We start from the raw sequence: 18,129 nt of genomic DNA on the forward strand, positions 1-18,129 counted from the left end.
CAACTCTGACACACCGAGCAGGTAGCGGCTCAGTCCAACAAGCGATTATGCAACACAAACTGCGTGTCGCATAAATACTAAAATGTTATGTTTAAGGAAACCTATGCGTATATTTTTACCCTTAGCATTATTAATAGTGCTAATCGGATGCGCTGAAAAAGAATGGACTGAGGGTGTTTCTATTGGAGGTTTTAAGAGAGGCCTTTCTACTCAAGTCAATTATGATATTGGCGGTAAAACTAGTTTTAAAGTATTTCTCGAAAGTGAAATTTATCAAAAGCTAGAGTACCCAATAGAGATAACCATTTTTTTGAACAACGAGGTTTGTGATACTTCAGTAGCAAAAGAAGTTAAATCACAAACAATTGCGAAAGTTGAATGTACCGGTGATTTAGGTGCAGGATTACATACTTATGAAGTTAAGGTCACTTCAAGAAATGGTTTGGAATACATTAGTAACGAAGATGATTTACAATACAATAGTATTCAAGGTTCAATAACTTATGCGCTAGAAAGTAGTAATTAAAACATAACAAGAGCCTAAACCAAAGGACACAAAAACAGCAGGCTTGTGCTCCTTCGTCACCAATTTTAGCCTGCTATTTTATGTCGTTTATTAAGGCTTTATACGTATAAGGGAATCAGCAATGGATAACTTTCCAAATTTCTCAGGTAAATGTCTTTCAATATCCATTGTGGATGATGATGCCAGTCACGATCTATATAACCCTAGATTTGAAAATCAAGCAGGCCGTATTTTTATCGTAGGTGAATCACCTGATGGGTGCACTGAATCTAATTGGGTATCTGGTGTCACTAGCTGTGTCGCATGGGATAGAGTTACCGACTATTTCGTATTTGATAGTTTGGATGAATACAAAAAAGCGGTAAAAATATCAGAAGATTTTCACTCTGAATAATGCGTATGACAAGGATTTTTAAGTCGGACTCGTAATAGATTGCTCGATTTAACTTCGTTTCACATTTTAGCAAGCTATGACTCGCCGCTTAAAACGGCGTTGGTAGAAAAACGCGCGATTCACTCTCTAAAAACTAGTTGTGCTACAAGGTAATTTAAATGTATAAATTTACCACTATTTTAATATCGTTGTTGTTTGTGACGTCGTGCGCATCAACTTCCCCACAGCTTAATTCAGGTACTCCTGTTAATATTTATGGTGTTTCTTCGTTATCACCTAAAAATGGTAGTTGGTCTGTCATTACGTCAACAGGGTATCAGCTTGCTCTCGGAACTAAGCTGAATGATGACAGCAGTGGCATTATAAATTTGTCACTCTATCAAATTCCCGAGTTTGCCTCCGGTGAAGAGTTTCTTTCGCATGTAGTCAAACATCGAGCAAACTCACCGGATATTGGCAGGTTTGATCTTGTGGAAAACTCAGAAGAGTTGGTACAACTTAATGGTGCAACGTGCATCAAGCACAAAACTATTTCTCAAGATAACAGTGCTAAAGTCGGTGGCAATAAAACAGGCGTAATGCTGATAGAATATCTTGGATATAATTGCATACACCCATTTAAAAAATCTATTGGTGTGCATACGGAATACTCTCTACGTCACTATAAGGGTAAAGAATATCCTGAATTAGCTCAAAATGCAGAAGAGTTTTTTAGTGATATACAGTTTAAAGCGTTTTAGTAGCATAACGAAGCAATCAAGGGCTGATTAAAAAAACTGGCTTGTGCTCATTCGTCACAAATTATAGCCAACTATTTTTGCCGCTTAAAACGGCGTTTTATTTCAAGGAAGACTAAGTGCAATTTCCAGAGCTAGAAACATCTCGTTTAATTCTTAATAAGTTATCAAAAAGTGACTGACAGGCTTTACTTGATATTTTCACTGATGAAAACGTTGTTAGATATTACGATATCGATGTTTTTAATTCAGAAAAACAATCATTGGAGTTAATTGATTTTTTTAATCAACGCTTTGCTGACAAAGTAGGTGTTCGTTGGGCTATTCGAGTTAAGAGTTCGGGAAAACTAATTGGTACGTGTGGATTTAACTCAATAAACTTGAAGATGAAAAATGCAGGTATTGGCTATGAGTTATCCTCAAAGTATTGGGGACTTGGCTATGCTTGCGAAGCTGTTAACACGATTATCCAATTTGCATTCTCTAATGACCAACCTTTAGGCGAACTCTACCGGATCCAAGGTGACATTATGATTGGAAATGCTGCTTCTGAGTCAGTGTTAAAAAAGCTAGGTTTCAAAGAGGAAGGAATTAGGCGTTCAAGTGGTTTCTGGAAAAACGAATTCCATGATTTAAAGTGTTTTGGTTTAATAAAACCTGAGTTTAAAGAAATATAACAAGTTAATAAAATAAAGGACTTAAAATAGCCCTTTGAATTACAAACTATAACGGTCTGATTTTGGGCAAAGTGAGTTAAACCTAGCGCTTTAACTCACTGAGATGAAAAGTATAAGACTAACAACATGTCTTACACTATTTAGGCAGGCTTTAAACTTTAAGTTCTGTATAGCACTTTGATTACATGCCAACCAAAGCGAGTTTTCACTAGATGTGGCTCTAAGATTTCGCCGCTGAAAGCTACTTTGTCAAACTGTGGCACCATTTGCCCACGTCTAAATTCACCTAAGTCGCCGCCTTTTTTACCTGACGGGCAGGTTGAATGCTTTTTAGCCAAAGTCTGAAACTTAGCACCTTTTTTTAGTTGCTTGATGATGTCTTCAGCTTGTTCTTTGTGCTTAACAAGAATGTGCAGTGCGTGCGCTGTATTTGCCATGGGAAATCTCGTAAATTAAAACGCGCGTATTTTATCACGGCAATCAACACTGAGCCACTGCGGCTATTTATGTTTACTTGTTGCCTGCAAAAACCCTGTCACCAAACAAAATTGTGCAATGTAATACGTTATCATTATTGCGATATCTGCATGCACTATTTCTAAATAAAAACGGTTAAGGCCAAGAATAGAGTCTGATATTACAAACACTGCCCCACCTAACACTAAAAAACCGTTCGATTTATCAGTCATCCAAGTAAGGCTTGCCATTATGCTAAGTACCAACATATAGAAAATCACCGGAATGAGCATGTCATTCAGGTTTGGATAAAATAAACAAAAAACGATGATGGCCAAAAATAGATAAAGAAGTACAACGTCTAGTCGCCAGTTTTTGATTGGCAACATAGTAATGATATAAAAAGCGTGGCTGACAAAAAATGCCGCTAAACCGCCTATAAACAGTTGCCCCGTATCAAGGGCTAGCAACACATCACCTAGTGCTGAAAAACTAAGAGCGAAAAATAAAGTGATATAAGTGCGATTTTGTAACTGACTACGCTCTTTTAACACCACCACAATCAACAGGCCGATTGGTAATGTTTTAAATAGCGCCATAAAAGGCTGAGGTAATGCTGGTTGTAATAGCAATAAAGCAATGTAGACCGAACTAAAGATTAGAAAGAGTGTGTTCATATTCTTATTATTGTTATTTGTTCCCAATAACGAGAATAGCAAGCTTTACTCTAAATGTTTATAAAAAATGCTGCTTTTGTTTTTCGGTCAGTAACTTACACAGTGTCCGTTTGCCAAAAAAACGATAACGATGACGGCCAACCCAATCATAGATACGATCGCGAAAACCTTTTGGCAGTAGCTTGAACACCTTAGCCAAAGAGAATGGAAAACCTAATTGAGTTGCGATAAATAACACAGCGTCACTTTGTTTATATAGCTGGTTTTTATCAATCACTAACATTGAGGAAAGTGGATCGTCAACTTGATACGCCTTTAATAAACGCTCACCTTTATCGCTTTGCATGGGGCATAACTTAAAGGTTATTTGCTTATCAAAGCGAACAATAAACTGAACACAAAAATGGCACAGGTTGCACTGACCATCAAACAAGATGACTGGGCAGAGAGTATGCAAAATCAACCGCTTACTTGCACTACTTGTTTTCCGGTAAAACCACCAGCAAGTTGTTTATTTAAAGCTGCTGAAACAGCCTCTGCGGTAAAATCAACGGCATGAATTTGCGGCAGTTTAATCTCGCCACGGGCTGCATTATCGAGTAATAAGTTACCCATAAAGCTTAGCTTTTGCTGCGCACATAAGCTATTTGCAAGCCACGCTCCGCCTAACGATACAATGCCAATATTTGGTGCGCGCCTAAACATAAGCTCTTGTTCAAATTTAGGTAATTCATTTAAACAAGCAATACGGCCACAAAAGCGCATAAGCTCAACGTTACGAATAGTGGTATCACCACCAATACAATCAAGCACTGCATCAAAGCCTTGCGGACCTAATTCACGGCGAATCTTATCTTCAAGTTTTGGGTCTTTGTAATCAAACACCACATCAGCACCTAATTGCTTAAGTAACTTATGATTGTGTTTGCTGGCAGTGGTAAACACGGTGGCACCACGTTGCTTAGCAAATTGAATAGCGAATTGGCCAACGCCGCCTGCACCTGCATCAATAAACAGTGAATCCCCTTCGCTTAGCTGTAACTTATCAAGGGCAATTAATGCCGTCATACCTGAACAAGGTAAGGTTGCAGCATCTGCCGGTGATACGTTATCTGGCACAACCGATACCGCATAGTTTGGTACCGTTGTGTATTCAGATAACACGCCTTGATCACCAAGGCTGGCGTGCCATACCACACGTGCCCCCACACCAGGGAATACACCTTTATTTGCTTTAACAACCACCCCAACAGCATCATGGCCTAGTACATGCGGGTAATGCCATTTGCAAAAACCTTGTTTTGCAAAGTTGGCATCACCATGATTTAAGCCCACATATTCAACTTTTATCAAGAGCTCGTTGCCTTCAGGGCTCGGTACTGGCACAGAAAGCTCAGATAACGCAATCGCGTCATTTGGCTCAAGCAGTGCAAGCGCGCGCATTGTTGACGGAAGATCTGTAGTTTGTTGAATATGTGACATTTAATACTCTGGGTTAAAGGTTGTTTAGTTCAAAGCTCCAACGACCATTAAATGCTTGATAAGCACTTACTTTGGCCTGTAATGAAGCAATTGTTGAATCAACAGCGTTCTCTTGCGCTATTAAAACATCCTGTCTCGCATCTAACAACTCTAAGTAAGGAATTTGTCCTTCTTGATACATTGCTTGAGCTTGACCAAATGCTTTATTCGCATAATTAAAACGCTGATCAGCATAACTTAACTGTTGCTGTTGTTTGACTAGCCTTTGTAAAGTAAGTTCACTATCGCTAATGGCTTTTAATACTTTACTTTGATAGTCACTGTAAGCGGCTTCACTTAAAAACTGCTGGGCATCACGCTGAGCTAATAATGCAGGATAGCTGAGTAATGACCATTCAAGTTTTGGCGTTACTTGCCATTGTTGCACAGTATCTTCTAAACCATTACTGGTTAAGCTCACCACACCTGCAAACCCTGCCAAACTAATATCTGGCAGTAGCGCTTTTGAGGCGGCAACACTTAGCGAATAAGCCTGACTAAACTGATACAAAGCACTGGTGATATCTGGTCTCAGTGCCATTGCTTCACTGGCTTTAGTAAACGATACGCTAAATTCATGGCTTAATAACTCAGGCTCTTCAACCAATGTTATATCGCTTGCAAGTCGCCCGGTTAGCACCGCAAGGGTAGCGAGGTCGCGATACTGCAAGTAGCTAAGCTCAGGAATAAGCGCTTGTTGCTGTTTTAACTGCGCAAGAGTACGGTTAAGATCAAGCTCATTCGCAACCCCCTCTTCTACTCGCGCTTTTAATACATCAATACTTTGCTCGAGCGCCTCGATTTGCATCTCAATGATAGCTTGCTTTTGCACATTACCTTGATAGCTTACATAGCCTTGCACCACGGCTGAAACCACTTCAACCTGTAATGCTCTTAACTGCTCTGCTTGGTTTAGCGCGCCCGCATTAGCAGCATCGACAAGTGCGGTAATACGACCAAACAAATCAAGCTGCCAATTAACATTAACACCAGCGTTTGATTGGCGGGTAATAACACCATCTAAGCTGCTGCGCTCTGCGCCCACGCTTAGGCTGCCCTGCGGATAATAATCCGCGCGGGCTGCACCTAAACGGGCAATGGCTGCATCAAGTTGAAGTTGACTGGTTTTTAGGTCGTGATTCATTGCTAATGCATCAGTCACTAAATTGTTTAACTGGGTTGAATCTAAACGGCGCCACCAGTTATTCTCGCTCGCACCTTCGTTTTGTTCACCAATTTGTGTATCGCTAACAAATTGTGTCAGGCTCACTTGCTGCTCTTGGATATCGACGCTTTGTGCGCAGCCTGCCAGTGCTCCGGCTAATAGCATTGCACTAACTAGTTTGCCGTGTTTAAAGATTGCATGAAGAGGCTTATGCATCATGTTGCTCCTTCTGCGATTTTTTAGTGACTAACATATAAAACACCGGGGTGAACAATAAGCCAAACACAGTTACACCAATCATGCCTGAGAATACTGCGTTACCCATGGCATGACGCATCTCAGCACCTGCACCAGTTGCTAAAACAAGAGGTACAACACCTGCTGTAAAGGCAATTGACGTCATTAAAATTGGGCGAAGTCGTAAGCGACACGCTTTGATGATAGCTTCAAGATGAGACAGCCCCGTTTTATGCTGATCTCGTGCAAATTCAACCATCAAGATGGCATTTTTACTTGCCAGTGCAACCAGTACGATTAATGCGATTTGCGTGAAAATGTTGTTGTCATCACCAACAAGCCACACACCTAACAAGGCCGAGAAAATCGTCATAGGTACAATCAGAATAATAGCCAGTGGTAATCTTAAGCTCTCGTATTGCGCAGCTAGTACCATGAACACAAGTAATACAACCAGTGGGAAAACATACACCATGGTATTACCCGCTAATATTTGCTGATACGTTACTTCTGTCCATTCAAACTCAATACCATTTGGTAGTGTATCGGCAAGGATTACTTCAATCGCATGCTGTGCTTGGTCTGAGCTATAACCTGGCGCTGGGCTACCATTTAATTCAGCTGTTGGATAACCATTGTAATGCATTACCCGATCTGGGCCTGTTGTTGGTGTGACCGTTAATACAGAACCGAGTGGCACCATCTCACCCATGCGGTTACGTACTTTAAGATTCAAAATTTGCTCAGGTTCTTGCCGATAATCAGCATCAGCTTGTGCATTAACCTGATAGGTACGACCAAACAAGTTAAAGTCATTCACGTACACAGAACCTAAGTACACCTGTAAGGCATTAAATACTTCATCAAGTGGAATACCTTGAATAAGTGCTTGCTCGCGGTCAATGTCGATATCCATTTGTGGCACTTGAATTCTAAAGCTTGAATAAAGGCCCATTAATGCAGGGTCTTGCTGCGCTTTAGCAATAGTTGCTTGTAAGCTATTAAAGAGTGCTTCAAAACCTTTATTAGCACGGTCTTCAATTTGTAGTTTAAAGCCACCCGTAGTACCTAAGCCTTGAATTGGCGGTGGCGGAAATACCGCAACAAACGCTTCATCAATACTAGCAAACTTTTGATTTAACTGAGCCGCAATAGCCATTGCCGACATACTCGGATCTTGACGCTCTTCAAAAGGGGCAAGCGGTGTAAATACAATGCCGCTATTAGGGCTATTTGTGAAACCATTCACCGATAAGCCAGGAAACGACACTGTATTTGCAACACCCGGTACTTGTAATGCAATTTGTTCCATTTCTTGCACGACTTCTTGAGTTCTATCTAAGCTTGCCGCATCTGGTAGCTGTGCCACAGCCACTAAATATTGCTTATCTTGCTGTGGAATAAAGCCACCTGGTACAGTATCAAACAATTTAACTGTGCCACCGACAAGCGCAATATAGGCTACTAATACAATCACACTCATACGAATTAGTTTTTGTACCAGCTTTTCGTAGCCATTAGCGCCTTTATCAAACAAGCGATTAAATGGTTTAAACAGCCAGTTACCGAATACGCGGTTTAATAACTTAGTTAAACGGTCTGGTTTTGCATCATGACCTTTTAATAATAACGCCGATAACGCCGGCGATAGAGTTAACGAGTTAAACGCTGAGATAACCGTCGAAATTGTAATAGTTAAGGCAAATTGCTTATAAAATTGACCAGATAAACCCGTAATGAAAGCCGTTGGAATAAATACCGCACACAGTACAAGTGCAATGGCGATAATTGGTCCTGTTACTTCGGTCATTGCGACACGGGTTGCTTCAAGTGGCGATAAGCCCTGCTCGATATTACGCTCAACGTTTTCAACCACCACGATAGCATCATCAACAACAATACCAATGGCAAGAACCAAGCCGAATAGCGATAAGGTATTAATCGACACACCCAACCATTGCATTACCGCAAACGTACCAATCAAAGATACCGGTACCGCAATAAGCGGGATAACCGATGCACGCCAAGTTTGTAAAAACACCACAACAACGATTACAACTAATGCGATTGCCTCTAGTAGCGTTTTAATAACAGCATCAATGGAGCCACGTACGAATACAGTTGGGTCATAAACAATGTCGTATTCAACACCTGCCGGAAAGTCTTTTGATAATAATTTCATGGTTTCACGCACTTGATCAGAAAGCTCAATCGCATTTGAACCAGGGCGTTGGAAAATCGGCATTGCAAGGGCTGGTTGCCCATCTAACATCGCTCTAAGTGCATAAGTGTCCTGGCCTAATTCTAGGCGTGCAACATCACTTAAACGTGTAAGCTGACCTTGCTCACCTACTTTGATGATCACATTTTCAAATTCTTCTTGTGAGCTTAAGCGCCCTTTTACATTCATCAGAATTTGAAATTGATTACTTTTCGAAGTTGGTTGTGCACCTAAACTACCCGCAGCAACCTGTTGGTTCTGCGCGCGTAATGCATTTACTACGTCCATGGCTGTTAAGTCACGTGCCGATAACGCATCAGGGTTAAGCCAAACACGCATTGAATATTGACCACCGCCAAACATACGTATATCACCCACACCAGGAAGACGTGCAATTTGGTCTTTGATATACAAATCGGCATAGTTCGCTAAGTAAGTTGTATCATGCGTTTTTTCAGGCGAGTACAAATGCACCACCATGGTTAAATCTGGTGATGATTTTTCAGCTACAACACCTAAACGCTGAACTTCTTGCGGTAAGCGTGGTAGCGCACTGTTAACACGGTTTTGCACTTGGACTTGCGCACGGTCTAAATCAGTCCCTAATGCAAAGGTAACTGTTAAAGTCATACGACCATCACTGGTCGCTTGCGAAAACATATACAACATGTTTTCAGTACCATTGATTTCTTGCTCAAGCGGCGTTGCTACCGTTTCGGCAATCACTGTTGGATTTGCACCCGGGTAACTTGCCGTTACTACTACTGTTGGCGGCACCACCTCTGGGTACTCACTCACTGGCAATTGAAATAACGAGATTGCCCCTGCGATGAGAAAGATAAGCGACAGCATCGCTGCAAAGATGGGTCGCTGGATAAAAAAGTGTGAAAATTTCATTTTGACCTACTGTTTAGCAACCAAATCTGAGTGATTATTTGAAAGAGTGAATGCAATTCCATCGCTATTAATAGTGACTGTGTTTGGTGAAATAGGCATACCAGGACCAACACGCGCCGGGCCATTCACAGCAATCACATCATTTTCGTTTAGACCCGATGTAATCGCTCGTAAGCTGCCGTAACGCTCACCCACAGTCACTAATTTATATTCAAGAACATTGCCTTCACCTACGGTAAGTACAAAGCGATTCTTTAAATCAGTACCAATTGCACGTTCTGGCACGATGACTTTTTCGCTCACTTTATTGGCAGCAAGTTTGATACGAGCAAATGAACCTGCACGTAATTGTTGTTCATCGTTTTCAAACACTGCACGTACACGAAGAGTGCCGGTAGTTTCGTTGATTTGGTTATCAATGAAGTTGATTTTGCCATTGTAGTTAAAGCTGGTTTGACCCACTTTTTGCATCACAACAGCTTGTTCACTTTGCGCTGTCACATCAGCAAATGACCGATTCCACGTGCGTTCATCAATATCAAAATAAGCATACATTTGCTGGTTTGAAACAATGCTTGTTAATACACTTTGACCTGCAAGCACGTTGTTACCTTTGGTGATATTCGCGCGCGATACAACGCCATCAATTGGCGAGCGCACTTGCGTAAATGCTAAATCAAGCTCTGCGGCAGTAAGCTCAGCCTGAAGAGCTAACAATTGCGCTTCGCGTTGTCTTAGTGTTGATTTACGAGACTCAGCTTGCTCCGTTGAAATCGCTTTACGCTCAGTTAAGCGATCTGCGCGTTTTGCTTCGCTTTTAGCTTGCTCAAGTGCTGCCTTAGCACTTTCGATTTGCGCTTTTAAGCTATCTACTACGGCAGCAAATGGACGAGCATCAAGGGTGAAAAGCAAATCGCCTTCTTTAACGCTGTCACCTTCTTTAAAGTTAATTTTATCGATAACACCCGAAACACGCGGCATAAGCGCGACTTCTTGTGGTGCTTCTAAACGCGTTGTATAGGTGTGCCAATTTTGTACCGGCTTAACAAGCACTTGTGCTACATCGATTGGTTGTAAATGCTGTTGCTGCGCTGCTTGATTGGCTTCTGTGCCACACCCTGCAAGCGTTAAGCTCGCAATGGTCACTGCCACTGCAAGAATAGATTTGTTCATCACGACTCTCCTGTTAATAGATTGGAGACAATGTTACGGAACTAATTAGCGGATAAAAATGATAGATTTTTAAATTCATTAATGCCAGAATGGCACCAATAAAGTTTGAGGAACTGCTATGGATACCACCAGCCGCTTATTAATGTTGCTTGAAGTGATTGAACGAGGCTCATTTGCTAAAGCTGCTGAGTCTAGAAATATAGACCGCTCAGTCATTTCAAAACAAATTAGCCGTCTTGAAGATGAATTAGGAGTGCGTTTGCTCAATCGTACCACGCGTTCTTTTTCGTTGACTGCCGCTGGCGCAGAAATGGTAAAAAAAGCAGCTGAACTCAGAGATTTGTTATCAGATACCGTAAGACTGGCAGAGAATTACCACCAAGAACCCCGTGGTACGTTAAAAATTACCTCATCAAGTATTATCGGTAAGCGTTATATCCAACCAGTCATTAACGACTTTCAAAAACGTTTCCCGCAAGTTGAAGTGGAGCTTCGTTTAGACGACAGACTGATTGACTTAGTATCAGAGGGCTATGATTTGGCTTTCCGTGTTGGCGAACCAAAAGACTCATCATTTATTGCCCGTAAAATTGCCCGCAATCGTATGTTATTGCTTGCTTCACCTGAGTTTATTGAAACCTACGGTATGCCAAAACATGTTGAGGATTTAAAAGAGCTACCTGCTGCGAGCTATTCAAGCCCGAGTAAACGTATTAGTGGTATTCGTTATCGCAATGGCGACGGCGATATTATTGAGCAAAATATCAAAAGCGTCTTTCGTGCGAACGATGCCGAAGTACTTTTGATGAAGGCTATCTCAGGCAATGCATATGTTTTAGCACCGGCCTTTATTCTTGATGATGAAGTTAAACGTGGCGATCTCGTACCAATTTTAACCGATATGGAATTACTCGATTACAGCGCGGTGTATGCGGTTTACCCACACAGAGACTTGCCTGTAAGAACACGTTTATTCTTTGATGCTATGCGTGAATACATAGGCAAAGATATTCCAGTATGGGAAGCAAACATTCCTGACTTTGACACTATGTACAAAGGTTAAGTTTAAAACGTTAACTCGCTTTATTTTGTTGGCTTAACTCATACGCCGTTACCACTCTATTTCGACCTTGCTGTTTGGCTTGGTATAGCGCATCGTCAGCACGCTTAATAAAGTTTTTCAGGGTTTGATTTGGCATGTAGCAAGCAACACCAATACTAATGGTCAAATTAATAGCTTGCTCATCAATGTTGTGGATAGTTGTTGCTAAGTGCTCGCGCAGCATATCTGCAAATTCATAGGCACTTTGCGGGTCGCTGTCAGGTAAGAAGATAGCAAACTCCTCACCGCCGATACGAAATACGTAACCTTTACTAATGCGTTGCCTAAAGAAACTGGTGACTTCAATTAAAATGCGATCGCCCACATCGTGGCCATACTGATCATTAATATTCTTAAAGTAATCAAGGTCGAGCATTAAGATGAACAAGCCGTTTTTGTTTTTTAGTTCAACTTCAAAATAATGGGTCATCGCCAAGCGGTTACCTGCCCCGGTTAAAGGATCAAGTAATGCTAAGTTTTCGAGCCGCTTACCATATTCTGCACGACTATTCTCAAAAGTATGCGATACCGCCCAGATACTGATGTAAGTAAACGAAAAATTAAGTAAAAAGTTAACACTATTGAGAGGTTCAAGACTTGATTTGGTTAATAGAATAACACCTTGTAGCACAGCCACTAGAAGCGACAAGACTTTGCCGTATTGTTTACCTAATAATAGATAAAATAAAACCGGTAATGAGCAAGTCCAAATAAACAGCAAGCTTTTAACATTGCTGAGATACGTGCCCAATGTGATGAGTAGCGTTAAAAACACGCATAAGGTAAGCGACTGCCAAAGATGGCCATTGCGTTTTCGAGTATAAAAAAAGATATAAAAACAAAACGATGCAAAAACGACTTCTAATGCCCCAAGGACAAAAAAGTCATTAATAAAAAGATTAAAACCGGCGAATATTCCTGCCAATGCACCCAAACAAAAGCCCATCCATTTAAGAACGTTATTTCGTAATGCTTGAGTGCCTCTTAGCGCCCCAATATCCATCAGGTTTCTCGTTATTGTTTAAGTTGCCTAATTTTAACGCGAAACAAGAATTATAGGAACAAGTTATTAAGCAAACTTGCATAAAAATGCAAACGTTTACATAAACACCAGAAAAACTAATACTTTTTAACTTTGATTTTCAAATGAGAAAATGTGCAATGAGGTACACGATGCTAACAAGAAGCGATTTTAAAGCGCGTCCAAGCACAACGAGCACCTAGCAGCTAATCATTAATCAAGTCACTGACCTCTTCAATTAACTCATCAAACTCATCGCGTACGTTACGACGCTGTTTATCGGTTAATGTAGGTTTTATTTCTAATAACAAGTTAACGTAGTTATCAAGGTTTTTATCATCGGCGGCAATTAACTCATCGCTCATAAAGGCATAACGGTCATTAATGATAACAGCGAGTTGACTATCAAAATCTGCTGGTTTTTGCTTTTGCATAAATAGCGCTTTTAATGCATCTAAACGCTTTTGCTTGTACTGCATCCACAGTAAGAATGTACTGACTCGCGTATTTGATGAGTTCTCTATCAGTGTTTGTTGCTGTGCAGATAGCTTGGTACCGAACCACTCTTTATAGTTTTCAAGGTTTTCTTCTAAACGTTCATTTTTATGTTGCTCAGGCGATTTTTCTTCGTGTTCTTTGTATTCATCATTAATGTTTTCTTGCAGCGCAGCAACAAACTCAACTCGCTGTTCATATGAAAGAGAGTTTGCTAAATCAATAAGTTCAGGCTCTATTTTATCAACCAGCGTTTGCCAATGCTGCTTTGCTTGTACAAAGTGTTCTTTAAGTTCGTTATGATCAACTTGCTTATCTAACATAGTCTTTAAGCTTTCAAGATCACGTTTGTATAAAGGAAGTTGTGTTTCTCGATGCCAATCGCGGCTGGTTTTGACGATATGCTTAAATTTATCAGCTTGGTCACTGTTGAGGTCAACATAATCATCAATCCAAAACCCTGATAACCAACCTAAGTTATTGTAAGTGAAGCTAGGAGAACACCCAGCAACGGTGAACAACAAACTAAATACGATTAGATACTTTGATAGCTTTTTCATTGTAGTTTTTTCAAATCCTGTTTCAAAACAAAGTAAACATACCACCGAGAACAAATATTCAGCAACAGCAATTAAATGAAATTAATTATCATTTAAGTATTGACGAACAGCTAAACCTAAGTAATAATCGTTATCAACAACTTGGTTCGCTAAACTATTCTCACAGCAACATCATGCTGTTAAAGGCTTTGATGCTGTTTAACCAAGTTAGTTCAAGACGTAACTCTTGATTGTCATCTGTTTCCTCGACCCAAACGTAGACATAAAACGTTACACTTTACTTGCTACATTGCTCATATCGGTGACGGTAGATATGACACGAAAAAGCCCGCTACGGGCTTTTTTTATTTCTTTAATTTTTCTGTAAAATCTGTATCTTAAGCCTACTTGTTAATTGCAAAGCTTGCCGCTGTCTATAAATTGGGCATTTGCAGCTGTTGGGTCTAAACTAAAAGTGATGTTTTGCTCAGTGGCTGTTTGGCAATGCATTTTATCAATAGCTCAATGCTTTGTTATTGATACCTAACACACATTTGGAGGCAGACTATGATCAAGCCTAATTTTAAATCACTATTGCTCGCTAGCACGTTAATCTTGTCACCTTTAGCAAATGCCAGTCTTGAAGATGCCCAATTAGCGGCAAATGAAGGTCGTTTTGAAGAAGCGCTTCATGAATTTAATTACCTTGCAGACAGAGGTTATGCCCCTGCAATGTATGAGCTTGCTAAAATGTACGAAGGTGGCTTTGGTGTGCAACGCGACTACCGTAAAGCAGCAGAGTTGTACGAAAAGGCAGTAAAAAAAGTACATGCTGATTCAATGTTTGCATTAGGTGTACTTTATCAAGAAGGTAAAGGTGTAAAACTTGATAAAGAAAAAGCAATTTCATTATATGAAATGGCATCACAAAAAAATCACCCGGCAGCTCAGTTTAATTTAGGGGTTATGTACGCCAATGGCGAAGGGGTAATTCAAGATTACCGCACAGCACTCAGCTGGTACCAAAAGGCGGCAGCGAATAACTTTACTCTTGCTCAGTTCAATATGGCCTTGATGTATTATGAAGGTTTAGGTGTTCCTAAGAACCTCGAGAAATCATACATTTGGAATACCATTGCTGAATACAACGGCAACATGGATGCAAGCCATAGCCGTAAGCTTGATGAGCGCAATATGATGCCTGCAGAAATTGAAGCTGCAAAAGAAAAAGCAGACGCGATTTATGCAAAAATTCAGGCTGGTTTATACGCACCTGATGGGCGTCTATAACACGCAGTGTACTTGCGCTTAACGGCGCAAGTACATCCATTTTAATAGTTTGATCAGCAACTTATTTTGCTTTAGCAACAAGCTGGTACGTGGATTAAACTTACCTGATACTAGGGTATTTCGTGCATGGCTAAAGGTTTTAAAGCCCTCAATACCATGATAGTGCCCCATCCCTGACTCACCAATACCACCAAATGGTAACTGATCGGCTGTTACCTGCATCAGTACATCGTTAATTGCCAATGTACCGCTTCTGATTGATGAACTTAACTTACTTATTTTGTTTTTGTCATGACCCAAAATATACAAGGCAAGAGGTGAGGAGTCGGCGTTGATAGTGTCAATAACCTGTTGCTGTGATTCATAACTCACAATTGGCAGTAAAGGACCAAAGATCTCTTCTTGCATTACCTGCATATCGTCATTTACTTGCGTTAAAATATGCAAACCCATGCGATGTTTAAGTTCATCGACTTGATGCCCTTCTATTGGCTCAAATACTTGAGCACCTTTGTCTTTTGCATCATTTAGTGTCGCAATTAAACGTTGATACTGCCTATCAGAGACAATAGACGTTAGATTCTTACCTTCAACACCTTGTTTAAAATGCTTTTTATACAATTCACTAAGTTGTAAGACTAACTGGTGCTCAAGCTTTTTGGGCACAAACACATAATCAGGCGCAACACATATTTGCCCTGCGTTATTTAGCTTGCCGAATAACAGGGTTTTTGCAGCCTCTTTGATATTCACATCATCAAGAATAACAACCGGTGATTTACCACCTAACTCAAGGGTAACTGGGGTGAGGTTTTTACTGGCCGCTTGCATCACTCTACGCCCTACTGATGTTGAGCCAGTAAATAGTAAATGAGCAAAAGGTAAATCACAAAAAGAGGCGGCAGTGTCGGCTTCGCCTTCAACAATAATACAGTGCTCAGCAAGTGCACCTTCCATTACCTGCTTAATAACAGCATTGGTATGTGGGGTGAATTCGCTCAGTTTTAACATCACGCGGTTACCCGCCGCTAATGCGCTAATAGCCGGTACTAATGCTAATTGAATTGGGTAATTCCACGGCGCAATAACGCCCACGACTCCTTTAGGCTGATAATGAATGTGTGCCGATGAAGGCCATAAACTGATACCCACACTGCGTGATTCGTTTCGTGACCATTTGGGTAAGCGCTTGATGATGTCAGTTAATGATTTTACCGTTGGCAGTAAATCCCCCAGTACTGTATCGAACTCAGTACGGTAACCAAAGTCTTTGCTTGTTGCTGCAACTAGGGCTTGCTCATTTTCAATTAGGCGGGATTTAATCGTTTTTAACAGCTTAATACGCTTATCAATCGCTAAATAAGGCTCTGCCAAAAAGGCGTCATTGAGTTTTATAAACTCGCTCTGTAATTGTGCGTGTATATCAGTCAAAACATCATCTCTTGATAAACGATTTTAGCCACTATAACTAGCTATATTTATCTGAGCAACTTAATAAATGTAAAAACAGCGCTCATAGTGAGCGCTGTTATTGGTTGGAATAGGTTGAAAACTTAAAGGCTTAACTAAAAACCAAATACTACTGCGGCAATAGTCATAGTAACTACAGTGATCATCGCAATAGCAATTATGTTCAGTGCAAATCCAGAGCGGATCATATCGCGCATTTGAATTTGCCCAGAGCCAAATACTATCGCATTAGGCGGTGTCGCAACTGGCATCATAAACGCACAGCTACACGCAATAGCCGCTGGAATGACCCATACCAGCGGTGTACCAAATACTGACTCAGCAACAGGGCCTAATAGTGGTAAGAAACCTGCCGCTGTAGCTGTGTTACTAGTGATCTCAGTTAAGAAAGTGATTAAGGTTGCCACTGCTAGAACACTTAACACCAATGGAATTGCACTCGCCCCTTCAATCATGTGAGCAATATATTCAGCAAGGCCAGATGATTTGATTTGCGCAGCCAGTGTTAAACCACCACCGAATAGTAGTAACACGCCCCACGGTACTTTAGCGGCACTTTCCCAATCAAGAATACGCTCACCATCACCTTTGTTTGCCGGTAACACGAACAATAATAATGCTGCAGCAATAGCAATACCGGTATCAGAGATTTTTAAGCCCGATAAGTCGGCAAGTACAGGTCTGAAGATCCAGCATACTGCCGCTAAAACGAACACGGCTGCTACGCCTTTTTCAGCGCGCTGCATTGCACCAAGTTCTTGTAACTGCGATAAGAATAACGATTTAGTATCTTTACTTGCTGCTTTGGCACAATCGGTATCTACTTTATAAGCAAACTTAGTTAACCAAACCCAACATAAAGCCAGCATCACAGTTGCAAGTGGTACACCTACTTTCATCCACTGTGCAAAGCCAATATCAATTTTGTAGCTGTCTGATAGATACGCAGCCATAAGTGCATTAGGTGGGGTACCAATTAAAGTAGCAATACCACCGATACTAGCACCATAGGCGATTGATAATAACAACGCTTTACCAAATTGATCATTTTCAGGGTTAGACTGTTTAACCAACATAGTAATCGACATAGCAATCGGTAACATCATCACAGCAGTTGCTGTATTTGACATCCACATTGATAAAAATGCCGTTACTAGCATCATGGCTAAAATTTGTAGGCTTGGCTTAGTACCAGCACGAAGCATGGTATTAAGCGCAATACGCTTATGTAAACCCCAACGCTCCATCGCGATTGAGATCAAAAAGCCGCCTAAGAATAAAAAGATCAAAGGGTGTGCATAAGGTGATGCGACCCCTTTGATTGCTGCAATGCCAGCAAGAGGTGATATAACCAGTGGCAATAATGAAGTAGCAGGAATTGGCACAACTTCACTGACCCACCAAGTAGCCATCCAAAATGCAAGGCCTGCGGTACGTAATGCTGATACACTCATACCCGCTGGTGGATCGATTAAGCAAGTTAATAACATCACTAATGGGCCTAGCAGTAACATTACTGTGCTCATTAATG

17 protein-coding genes are annotated in these 18,129 nt (G+C 40.9%); 6 read left to right on the forward strand and 11 right to left on the reverse strand.

The features are described from left to right. Window positions 1-103: 103 nt before the first annotated feature. From AN394_RS15805 to AN394_RS15820, 4 genes are all read left to right on the forward strand, one after another. Window positions 104-526 (forward strand): hypothetical protein, encoded by a 423-nt coding sequence (locus tag AN394_RS15805; RefSeq protein ID WP_055021965.1) that lies wholly within the window; start codon window positions 104-106, stop codon window positions 524-526. Window positions 527-647: 121 nt separating this feature from the next. After that, a complete protein-coding gene (locus AN394_RS15810) occupies window positions 648-920 on the forward strand; it encodes a hypothetical protein (RefSeq protein ID WP_055021966.1) in 273 nt (90 codons plus the stop codon). A gap of 158 nt (window positions 921-1,078) precedes the next feature. Further along, window positions 1,079-1,660, forward strand: a complete 582-nt coding sequence (locus tag AN394_RS15815; RefSeq protein ID WP_055021967.1) for a hypothetical protein — start codon at window positions 1,079-1,081, stop codon at window positions 1,658-1,660. Between the two features lie 194 nt (window positions 1,661-1,854). Continuing rightward, window positions 1,855-2,334, forward strand: coding sequence for a GNAT family protein (locus tag AN394_RS15820; RefSeq protein WP_327077778.1), 480 nt, complete (start codon window positions 1,855-1,857; stop codon window positions 2,332-2,334). Between the two features lie 158 nt (window positions 2,335-2,492). Here the strand turns inward: AN394_RS15820 and ppiC are convergent, their stop codons facing one another. The 7 genes from ppiC to AN394_RS15855 all read right to left on the reverse strand — a co-directional run bounded on the left by ppiC (window position 2,493) and on the right by AN394_RS15855 (window position 10,681). Beyond that, window positions 2,493-2,771: a peptidylprolyl isomerase PpiC gene (gene ppiC / locus AN394_RS15825; protein ID WP_055021968.1), complete on the reverse strand. Its 279-nt coding sequence runs from the start codon at window positions 2,769-2,771 to the stop codon at window positions 2,493-2,495. A 63-nt stretch (window positions 2,772-2,834) separates the two neighbouring features. Beyond that, entirely contained in the window at window positions 2,835-3,467 is a 633-nt protein-coding gene (locus AN394_RS15830; RefSeq protein WP_055021969.1) for a lysoplasmalogenase, read from the reverse strand. Window positions 3,468-3,525: 58 nt separating this feature from the next. Next, window positions 3,526-3,930, reverse strand: a complete 405-nt coding sequence (locus AN394_RS15835; RefSeq protein WP_082423007.1) for a thiol-disulfide oxidoreductase DCC family protein — start codon at window positions 3,928-3,930, stop codon at window positions 3,526-3,528. Then, window positions 3,927-4,949: a zinc-binding dehydrogenase gene (locus AN394_RS15840; protein ID WP_055021971.1), complete on the reverse strand. Its 1,023-nt coding sequence runs from the start codon at window positions 4,947-4,949 to the stop codon at window positions 3,927-3,929. The genes AN394_RS15835 and AN394_RS15840 overlap by 4 nt, the downstream gene beginning before the upstream one ends. A gap of 13 nt (window positions 4,950-4,962) precedes the next feature. After that, on the reverse strand, window positions 4,963-6,369 hold the full coding sequence (locus AN394_RS15845; protein WP_055021987.1) for a TolC family protein: 1,407 nt from the start codon (window positions 6,367-6,369) through the stop codon (window positions 4,963-4,965). Continuing rightward, a complete protein-coding gene (locus tag AN394_RS15850) occupies window positions 6,362-9,508 on the reverse strand; it encodes an efflux RND transporter permease subunit (RefSeq protein WP_055021972.1) in 3,147 nt (1,048 codons plus the stop codon). Before AN394_RS15850 ends, AN394_RS15845 begins: the two co-directional genes overlap by 8 nt. A 6-nt stretch (window positions 9,509-9,514) precedes the next feature. Then, a complete protein-coding gene (locus AN394_RS15855) occupies window positions 9,515-10,681 on the reverse strand; it encodes an efflux RND transporter periplasmic adaptor subunit (protein WP_054563989.1) in 1,167 nt (388 codons plus the stop codon). Window positions 10,682-10,799: 118 nt separating this feature from the next. On the opposite strand from AN394_RS15855, the gene AN394_RS15860 reads away from it, so the two are divergent. Then, the gene (locus tag AN394_RS15860; protein WP_054563988.1) at window positions 10,800-11,744 is read left to right on the forward strand and encodes a LysR family transcriptional regulator; all 945 of its coding nucleotides are present in this window, start codon (window positions 10,800-10,802) and stop codon (window positions 11,742-11,744) included. Between the two features lie 10 nt (window positions 11,745-11,754). Here the strand turns inward: AN394_RS15860 and AN394_RS15865 are convergent, their stop codons facing one another. Both AN394_RS15865 and AN394_RS15870 read right to left on the reverse strand, forming a co-directional pair. After that, on the reverse strand, window positions 11,755-12,786 hold the full coding sequence (locus AN394_RS15865; RefSeq protein WP_055021973.1) for a GGDEF domain-containing protein: 1,032 nt from the start codon (window positions 12,784-12,786) through the stop codon (window positions 11,755-11,757). A 224-nt stretch (window positions 12,787-13,010) separates the two neighbouring features. Continuing rightward, complete coding sequence (locus tag AN394_RS15870) at window positions 13,011-13,859, reverse strand: DUF6279 family lipoprotein (protein ID WP_055021974.1); 849 nt, start codon at window positions 13,857-13,859, stop codon at window positions 13,011-13,013. A gap of 546 nt (window positions 13,860-14,405) precedes the next feature. Here AN394_RS15870 and AN394_RS15875 point away from each other — a divergent pair. Beyond that, window positions 14,406-15,128, forward strand: a complete 723-nt coding sequence (locus AN394_RS15875) for a tetratricopeptide repeat protein (protein WP_054563984.1) — start codon at window positions 14,406-14,408, stop codon at window positions 15,126-15,128. Between the two features lie 18 nt (window positions 15,129-15,146). On the opposite strand, the gene AN394_RS15880 is transcribed toward AN394_RS15875, so the two are convergent. Continuing rightward, window positions 15,147-16,559: a coniferyl aldehyde dehydrogenase gene (locus tag AN394_RS15880; protein ID WP_055021975.1), complete on the reverse strand. Its 1,413-nt coding sequence runs from the start codon at window positions 16,557-16,559 to the stop codon at window positions 15,147-15,149. Window positions 16,560-16,693: 134 nt separating this feature from the next. Next, on the reverse strand, window positions 16,694-18,124 hold the full coding sequence (locus AN394_RS15885) for an SLC13 family permease (protein ID WP_054563997.1): 1,431 nt from the start codon (window positions 18,122-18,124) through the stop codon (window positions 16,694-16,696). Between the last annotated feature and the right edge of the window lie 5 nt (window positions 18,125-18,129).

It is taken from the genome of Pseudoalteromonas sp. P1-26, assembly GCF_001401795.1.
Taxonomy (GTDB): Bacteria; Pseudomonadota; Gammaproteobacteria; order Enterobacterales; family Alteromonadaceae; genus Pseudoalteromonas.